A 415-nucleotide genomic window follows, 5' to 3' on the forward strand; every position below is an offset into this window, starting at 1 on the left:
GCAATGACTCTTGAAGAAATGAAAAATTTTCTTAGGGTTGATCATGATTTTGATGATAAATTCATTGAATTGACGATGAAATCATCCATGATATACGTGAAGAATGCTATTACATCAGAAGAAAATAATTCTTTTTTTGAAGACAACGAACTCTATGATTTGGCTGTATTTATGCTTACTGGGCATTGGTATGAAAAGAAAGTCGCTGCGGTAGAAAAACCATTGAGTGAGATTCCTTTTGGTGTCATAAGCATTATTCAGCAATTGAGAGGGATGTATTCTAATGGATTTTAGTAGATTTGATAAGCGTATTTCTTTCGTTAAAATGGTTGCTACAAAAGATCCAGTATCATTTGAAAACATTGAGAAACCAGAGGTTGTTTTCTCGTGTTTTGCTGAGTTAATTAAACAAACG

1 protein-coding gene is annotated in these 415 nt (G+C 32.8%); it reads left to right on the top strand.

Features of this window, described 5'->3' with window-relative positions:
* Positions 1–294, top strand: a 294-nt coding sequence (locus R2R70_RS19045; RefSeq protein WP_410978756.1) for a head-tail connector protein, incomplete at its 5' end; no start/stop codon positions are given.
* Between the last annotated feature and the right edge of the window lie 121 nt (positions 295–415).

This window comes from Cobetia sp. SIMBA_158 (assembly GCF_046566945.1).
Lineage (GTDB): Bacteria > Pseudomonadota > Gammaproteobacteria > Pseudomonadales > Halomonadaceae > Cobetia > Cobetia amphilecti.